Annotated in this window: 1 protein-coding gene; it reads right to left on the bottom strand. The window is 64.5% G+C overall.

Features of this window, described 5'->3' with window-relative positions:
• Positions 1-575, bottom strand: a 575-nt coding sequence (locus QCD75_RS21865) for an MFS transporter (RefSeq protein WP_301231623.1), incomplete at both ends; no start/stop codon positions are given.

The raw sequence follows: 575 nt of genomic DNA, 5'->3' as shown, positions 1-575 counted from the left end.
GCGGTGCCGCCGAAGAGCGCGTTGGAGAGGTTGAAGCTGACCGCGAAGCCGCTGTAGCGGACACGGGTGGGGAACATTTCGGCCAGGAAGCTCGGCAGGGTGCCGTCGTTGAGGGTGAGCATGCCGCCCAGCAGGACCTGGACGAGGACGATCACCAGGAAGTTGCCGGTCCCCAGCAGGGCGAAGGCAGGCACGGTCAGCACGATGAAGCTGATGGATGCCGCGATCAGCACCTTCTTCCGGCCGTAACGGTCGGAGAGCATTCCGGTCAGGAAGATGAACCCGATGTACGTCACCAGCGCGATGGTGGTCGCCAGGAACGATTCGGTTTTTCCGAGGCCCAGTTCCGAGGACAGGTACGTCGGCATGTAGCTGAGAATCACATAGAAGCCCACGGCGTTGAGCAGCACCGCGCCGACCGCCCGCAGCAGCAGCCGCCAGTGGTTCCGGAAGAGGCCGAAGACCGGCGCCTTGATGGCCTGGTCCTCCGCTGCGAGTTCGCGGAACACCGGGGTGTCTTCGAGCTTCGTGCGGATGTAGCGTCCGATCAGGCCCATCGGGGCCGCGAGCAGGAA

The sequence above is a fragment of the Arthrobacter sp. PsM3 genome (assembly GCF_030433895.1).
Lineage (GTDB): Bacteria > Actinomycetota > Actinomycetes > Actinomycetales > Micrococcaceae > Arthrobacter.
The sequence above is the reverse complement of the archived record's forward strand: the minus strand, read 5'-3'. Positions and strand labels throughout refer to the sequence as shown.